The sequence below is a fragment of the Vibrio sp. 2-1-2a genome, from assembly GCF_032648565.1.
GTDB classification, from domain to species: Bacteria; Pseudomonadota; Gammaproteobacteria; order Enterobacterales; family Vibrionaceae; genus Vibrio; species Vibrio diabolicus.
Window position 1 is genome coordinate 1 of the sequence record NZ_WBOH01000024.1, and the last position, 7,363, is coordinate 7,363.

The following is a 7,363-nucleotide window of genomic DNA, read 5'->3' on the forward strand; positions in this document are numbered from 1 at the left end:
TGATGTTATTGCTGAATTGATGTTTTCTAGCCCAGATGAAAATGCCTGAGCTGACAGCAATAACAAACATAAACACGTAATTTTAAGTAACACAGTTTTCAAATTTTCCTCCTTGAAAGCTAACGCCCTGTTAAGGTGTGAGCAACGCAATACCGAAGCTTCTGCATACTACCTTAAACACTAAACACAACGCATAGTAAAAATGCCACGCGTTGCGAATCACTCTTAAACAGTTTGTTATATTTTGTTCAAAAGGGTGTTCAACCTTTTGTGAGTACTGTACTTTTTACCCGATTCCATATCGATAATTTCGAAATATGACTTATACCAATGATTATGTATGTCTTTAAATAGGGAACGAGCCATTGCTACATCCACTAGATTATGGCTACACAATTCATAGAGCGTACGAAAAAAACCATCGACAGCAGAAACCTTTTCCCACTTGTTATTTTCTTGCAATTGTATATGCAACTCGCTCCAATTTAGTTTCACTTGCTGATTAAACGCTTGTCTGAGAATAGAACCAGCGGAATTTCTAAGTGATATGAACTCCAAGGAGTTATAGGTTACAAACAGGTCAGTAGCTATCTTTTTTCTCTCCTGCTTCCGAACATAAAAAGCAGTTAAAAAAGTACCGACAATAACTCCAAAAAAGCCAATAAAACCTTCAAACAACTTCAACTTTCCTCATAAAAAATATAACGCCCTGCTAAGGGGTGAGCAACGCAATACCGAAGCCACCGCATACCACCTTAAACACTAAAACCAACGCATAGTGAAAATACCACGCGTTGCGAATCCCTCTTGAGCAGTTTGTTAGTTTGCAAACCCAAAGGGTTGATTTTACGTCACTTTAAACTTTGCGAACAACAAACTTTATGTACTTTGATGCATTTAAGTCAGGCGTAGTCTCAAAGCGGCTACTCAATGAAACCACTTGGAACAAACAACGCCGCAGAAAACGAGTTTACAACACCAAAAAGCGCTTTTGGAAAACCAATCTCACAGTGCGAACTTTCAACAAAGCCACTGAAACCACGCGGAACTTACCACACCAGAGAAAACGTCCTTGCAGCGAGTAAATCGGCTTTTGTACCAACAAACTCACAGAGCAGAGTTTCAGCAAAAAAGTTCGACTCAGTTACCCAAAAAGTCACAGCACCAAAGAACAAATCAACCGCTGAAACGATGCCAATTTTGGTTATTTACCACGCTGATTAACACTGAAATTAAATGCCGATACGACATGAGCTTTTACCGCAAGATCTTGCGATATAGCTACGTTTTTCCTCTTGCAAACTAACGCCGCATTAAGGTGTGAGCAACGCTACCACGAAACCTAAACATACCACCGTAAACACAAAACCCAACGATGACACCAAAAATGCCAAGCGTTGTGAATCACTCTTAAATGATTTGTTAGTTGTTTACTTCAGCAGCTAGTTGTTCTTTGATTTCTTTCAACTCTTCTTCTGTGTGATTATCTAAAAATGCAAAATGTGGTGAGTAGGTCATCGCTTTGAAAAGATAAATGAAGCCAATAAAATAGCCTGCGAGTCCAAAAGCAGGCAACAATGATTCAGCAACTAAGCCAAAAGCAACAAAGAGAACCGCTTTCATGATGTAATGAAAGGAACTGAACATCATCAAAGTTAGAACATTAGAAAGTTCGTTCCTATCGTTATCGATATAGGCACCAATTAGTGCTACTTTCTGGCTAGCTAGAACCTCATTATTTGTACGACTATACTTTTCCCATTTAGAAAAGAAAAATCTCACTATTTTTTGCCCTAAGAAAGATGTGATCGCGAATAATGCTGAACCAAGAGCCCCTTGTACAATTACTGGCCAAGCTGTAATCGTATCTATGATGTTCATTGTTTACCTCAGTAATTTTATGATATGCAATACCTATTATACCTTCAATGTATCAAGACCTAAACAACTAACGCCTTGTTAAGGTGTGAGGCATGCAATACTGAAGACTCCGCATAACACCCTAAACACTACAACCAACGCATAGTAAAAATGCCACGCGTGCCGAATCACTCTTGAACAATTTGTTATGCTCGTTCTTTTAGGGTTTGCAAAAGACTTACAAGATCCAAAACTGCGGTAGTTTCAAAGCGATCTAGTTTTGGTAAGACATAACTATCGTTCACCGTTTTTAAAGTAATTTCTTTGATCACTGCACCGTCCCTTGAGTAAGTCGTATCATAGGACTCAACATCACATACACTCAAATGCCAAAGTGCGCTATTTCCCAGTTTAAGACTAATACGCCCACCTAGAACCTCGATGCTGTAAAGACCATTTTTATCCGGAAACTTTTGCTGTAACCATAAGCTAATTGCGGCTATCGAGCTCAAACCTAGCGCTACAAATAAGCTTCCTGATGCAATAGAAATAACGATAATACCTATAGTGCCGATTAAAATTGCACCTTTATTCAAAGCTTTATCTTTTTCCCTGAGATACACAACTCCCTCCTGAGAGCATAACGCCCTGTTAAGGTGTGAGCAACGCAATACCGATGCAGCCGCATACCACCTTAAACACCAAACGCAACGCATAGTAAAAATGCCACGTGTTGCGAATCACTCTCAAACAGATTGTTATGCGTGTGCTACTACAGGCAAAAGACTTTTTCTACCCAATCATCTTTTTCAAATGGACCATGAATTGATTTAAAGCACCCTCGGCTTTCTTCAATATTGCGATCCAAGTTTGTTGCAACCCAATCAACAGTGCATATAACTCGGTCAGTATCAAGAATGACCCCTTTTACAATACCAAGATGAAGTATTTTGATGCCTGTTTGGCCTCGACCTTTCATTCTTTTGATCGCAATCCGATCACCTGATTGAATTTGTGACGCATTTTTATACTGCGCAGGTTGAGACTCTTCATCCCAACCAAGCATCCATATTCCCTGTTCAAGAAACTTAGTATCTTGATGCTCAGTTCCGCCCCAAGATGCGCCAACAACCCAATAATGACCCATAAAACTCTCCATTTTTGATAAAACGCATAACGCCCAGTTAAGGGGTGAAACACGCAATGACCAAGCCTCTGCATTGCACTTCAACACAAAAACCAACGCATACCAAAAATGCCACGCGTGTTGAATCCCTCTTGAACTGTTTGTTATGGCGCAATTTTTAATGATGACCACCGTTGTAGCCACCCTTTGGAATTTACACGATTTTCAAAGGATTCTCGCGACCTTTTAGGGTTATGTGTGACGTAGAAATTGAACAATGATTTAAACCCAAAAGCAGCAATACATTCATACTTATCTTGAGCGGTTTGACGAATAGCAATAGCTGTTTCTTTTTCTGGATAGTAACTCATTGCGTCCAAAGAACTTGTATACGGAGAATCTCCATTACGTATATGCATTAGCGCCTGATTACGCACTTGCCAATTAAGCTGAGGCATGCAACTTTTTAGCTGCGCTTCATAAAACAAATAGGAATCTGGGTTAGACTCGTCAGGGTCAAAATAGAGAACGTCCACATCATTCAGGGGAGTATGCATTTCAAAGTTATGTAATGAATCCCAAACCAAGTTACGAACAAAACCTGCCGCAATATAGCATTGAGGCAAAGCCAGTTGAGATACAACTTTCAATGCGTCCACTCTGATCGGATCTTGCTTTATTAGTTCTACGATCTTGTCCATTTTATCCCTGCGCCATAACGCCGCATTAAGGTGTGAGCGGCGCTTGGCTATACTTGAGCGAAGCGAAACTGCCAAGCGTTGCGAATCACTCTTGAATGCTTTGTTATGTGCGTGCTAAACGGTAGCGCCTTACCGTGCCTTCACTGTCATCTGTGTAGTTACCGAGGTATTCACCACCACAGTTTTCTATGACTTTTTGAGACGCGGGATTGTCAATTGAGCAAGTAACAATAACTGAATCAGTGACAACATGGTCTCGCACCCAAGCAAGCAGAAATGAGGCTACACCCTTACCACGAGCTGACGGTCTAGTTTCGTAGCCAACATGACCAATGACATTTTCTACGTTGGCATTAGTACCTTTGCGAACTCGGATTGCACCTAAAATTTCGTAGTTCGATACACAGTAGTAAGTTGTGCTAGGTAAATATCCCTTTGGTAACTCGGAGATTGCCTTAGAACGTTCGACCAAACCTGACAAATAAGTTGTCGGGTCTTGCTCCACACCCGAATATTTTGAAATACCCGATTCTAGGCATTCTTTCGCATAACTCACTAATATTGGGGCCAAACTAGGGTTGGCCTCTACCACTTCCATGTCAATTCTCCTCATAAGCACATAACGCCGCATTAAGGTGTGAGCAGCGCTTGGCTATACTTGAGCGAAGCGAAACTGCCAAGCGTTGCGAATCACTCTTAAATGCTTTGTTAGCTACCTGTTTCAATACCAGCTGCCTGTCTTTCAAGTAGTAGCTCAAGAGTATTTACAAGGCGGTTTTGGAATTCACTGATAATCGCAGGCAATTTCTCATTTATTTTGTATTCTCGGCTATAGAATAGATTACGATTTTTATAGGACTCAAACCGCCCACTTTCATTTCGATCAGGTAGAAGGATAAATTTTTCTACACAGTTCCCTTGAACAATTACTTTATATGCCTTTGGTAGGTCATCGAGTAAACCATTATGTATAACATGATTCCTTATTGCTTCGATCTCATTTATGAAAGAGCAAGATTCAAATATTGTATTACTAACATTATCTAGTGATGTATTCTTTTTGTGGCTATACATGGTGTTCTTTGATGCTAATCTGGGATAACTGTCAAAGTTAGTTTTGATTTTTTCGATTTCAAAAACTAGCTTCGTGGTGTAATCAAGCAAACTATGAAGGCGAATATAAATGAAGCCTAGCATCGCATATAATTTTGTTACTACGGGAGAAGTTACATACCGCGTACCATCAGGCTCTTCAATCTTAGGATAGAAAAACTCCTCGAAATTAAAGCTATAGTAGAACTCGCCTTGAAGCTGCATGACTTCTTTACTGCATTCTTGAAGACCTGACACAAGCTTGAAGCAATCATAGAGATACAAAGCTCGATATGTATACTCGTTTGTCGGCAATCGATTTAGCAACTCTTCAAACTCACCTTTTGATAGAGTCGATTCAGAGTTCATCCCAGAAGTAACCAAAAACTCGGGGCATGACTTGCTAAAAGCATGAAAGATACTAATATCCCCAAACACTTTTGTAGCAAACAAATCGTACAGTTTCAGGCAACACGATTCGATTTCATAGACTAAATTGCTTTGGTTCGGATACCACGCACCTTGTGGGTCACGAATGAAGAACGTTGTTCCCAATTCAGGAGGCTGATCTGTCGGTATTCCATTCAAACTTAGATACTTAATTTAATACTCCTTAGCTAGAATAAGGTTGCTAACGCCCTGTTAAGGTGTGAGCAACGCAATACCGATGTCGCTGCATACCATCTTAACCACTAAACGCAACGCATAGCAAAAATGCCACGCGTTGCGAATCACTCTTAAACAGTTTGTTATGTAACTTTACTCAACCTGAGTCAACAAGCTCAGATTTTCTAGAAAAACAGGATCGTTTTCCAAAGTAAAACACTTCGCGAGTAAAGGAGACGTCTCATTCTTATAATTAATTGCGGGCTCATATTTTTTTACTAGCCTAGATACTTCAACGAAAGTGTCTGGTGATATAGAACTCATTTGCACTATACCTGCAGAGATATTTCTAATATCACCTAAGTCGTAGTTTTTATGTTGAAAGTACTGATATAAACAATTCGCTCTCGCGAATTGTATTAATTGTTCATCGATATTAGATTGGGGACCAGTATTAGCTTTTACAGATAATGACATCAGTAAAAGTATGAAAGTCATAACCTTGATCATGTGCACTCCCAGAACAGAACTTTGTGAGTGACTGATGCATACCCTTGGTATACACATTTATTCCCATCCCATAGGTCAGCATGCCCTGTCGCATCACTCCATCCGTCAACTTGATAGACAATAATGCCCTTACGCCCTTTAATTTTCTCTAGGTGCTCTTCGGGAGTTAGCTCTTCAGGGCTAAAGTATTTTTCTGATAGGTATTTGATAAGAATTTTGACTCGAAAAATATACCAAAATTTATTTTGTCCCGAAGAGACTTGAAGACTCATTTTTCCTTCCGGCCCAATCGCGTTGTAACGAGGAATTTTGTGTTCTACACCGCTACCATTAAGAGCTTTGGAAACTCTAATAGCACAAGCGTTTGAAAATATACCTAGTTCGTAGTTCAAACCTACTTTACCACCAATTTTTTCAAAAACCACATTAGCTGGTAACGCAGGGTAATTGGCACGAAGTTTTTCCCATGTTGGCAATTTCATTTTCACCTCAATCCTTAGTAAATATCTTAGGATAGATAATGTGCCGCTGATTCGACCTCATGTAAAAAAGAGAAGAAAACTTTATGATTGAAATTATATAGTTTTGAAACTGACTAATCATGAAGTTACATAACGCCCTGTTAAGGGGTGAGCAACGCAATACCGAAGCCACCGCATACCACCTTAATCACTGAAACCAACGCATAGTTAAAATGCCACGCGTTGCGAATCCCACTTAAACAGTTTGTTATAAGCAAAGTCACGGCGATAAAAAGCTACAATAGCCTTTCTATACTAGATAAAAAAGGTTTTACATACAGTGTATCGAAGCGCTTCTCAAACTCATAGAAATCCTCCATTGTCATGAAGTCGGAAGACTCACATGAACATTCAGAAAATAGTTCTTCTGATTGAGGCGTCATATCTGAGCTATTATCGAAAAAATGAGCATCCGGTCGTGCCCTTATTTGGATGTTTATCGTAGCAGAACCTGGTCGCAAATTATAAGGAACCGAATTTAGAGCTTTAGCAGTTTCCCTAGAACGGAGACCATATTCTCCGATAACTCTTTGAACTGCATTTCTTACTCTAAGATCGCCTTTTCTTGTGCCTCCAAACAAAGGGTTTCCAAAGTCTCGCGCTGGTATTGTAATTTTATCGATCATTTCCATCACTATCTTCTCATCCTGCAGTTCTAAAGAAGTGGCTATGTGACTCCATGATAATCGATGCGATATATGAATATCGTAATTTGGAAAGCGCATTTTCGCCCTTCTACGCATATCACTGACATAACTAAAAAAGTTTGGTCTTTTCATTAATACTGAAAACCTAAAAAACGAGAACATAAGATGGCTTATAACGCCCAGTTAAGGGGTGAAGCACGCAACACCGATGTTACTGTATGGCACTTCAACACCGAAACCACCGCATACCAAAAATGCCACGCGTGCTGAATCCCTCTTAAACTGTTTGTTATGTGAATT

At 39.8% G+C, this 7,363-nt stretch carries 9 protein-coding genes; all 9 read right to left on the reverse strand.

What is annotated here, in order from left to right; translation table 11 throughout:
• Positions 1–237: 237 nt before the first annotated feature.
• The gene (locus F7Y48_RS23285; RefSeq protein WP_140049109.1) at positions 238–678 is read right to left on the reverse strand and encodes a hypothetical protein; all 441 of its coding nucleotides are present in this window, start codon (positions 676–678) and stop codon (positions 238–240) included.
• 744 nt (positions 679–1,422) lie between these two features.
• Positions 1,423–1,881 (reverse strand): hypothetical protein, encoded by a 459-nt coding sequence (locus F7Y48_RS23290; RefSeq protein WP_258508653.1) that lies wholly within the window; start codon positions 1,879–1,881, stop codon positions 1,423–1,425.
• Positions 1,882–2,066: 185 nt separating this feature from the next.
• Complete coding sequence (locus F7Y48_RS23295) at positions 2,067–2,483, reverse strand: hypothetical protein (RefSeq protein ID WP_048626554.1); 417 nt, start codon at positions 2,481–2,483, stop codon at positions 2,067–2,069.
• A 149-nt stretch (positions 2,484–2,632) separates the two neighbouring features.
• Positions 2,633–3,007, reverse strand: a complete 375-nt coding sequence (locus tag F7Y48_RS23300) for a hypothetical protein (protein ID WP_095760849.1) — start codon at positions 3,005–3,007, stop codon at positions 2,633–2,635.
• A gap of 143 nt (positions 3,008–3,150) precedes the next feature.
• Positions 3,151–3,687 (reverse strand): nucleotidyltransferase family protein, encoded by a 537-nt coding sequence (locus tag F7Y48_RS23310; protein ID WP_316685440.1) that lies wholly within the window; start codon positions 3,685–3,687, stop codon positions 3,151–3,153.
• Between the two features lie 103 nt (positions 3,688–3,790).
• Entirely contained in the window at positions 3,791–4,285 is a 495-nt protein-coding gene (locus tag F7Y48_RS23315) for a GNAT family N-acetyltransferase (protein ID WP_258508656.1), read from the reverse strand.
• A gap of 110 nt (positions 4,286–4,395) precedes the next feature.
• Positions 4,396–5,367: a hypothetical protein gene (locus F7Y48_RS23320; RefSeq protein WP_202819287.1), complete on the reverse strand. Its 972-nt coding sequence runs from the start codon at positions 5,365–5,367 to the stop codon at positions 4,396–4,398.
• Between the two features lie 524 nt (positions 5,368–5,891).
• The gene (locus F7Y48_RS23325) at positions 5,892–6,377 is read right to left on the reverse strand and encodes a type VI secretion system amidase effector protein Tae4 (RefSeq protein ID WP_025611557.1); all 486 of its coding nucleotides are present in this window, start codon (positions 6,375–6,377) and stop codon (positions 5,892–5,894) included.
• Between the two features lie 275 nt (positions 6,378–6,652).
• Entirely contained in the window at positions 6,653–7,195 is a 543-nt protein-coding gene (locus F7Y48_RS23330; RefSeq protein WP_258508658.1) for a hypothetical protein, read from the reverse strand.
• Positions 7,196–7,363 lie beyond the last annotated feature (168 nt).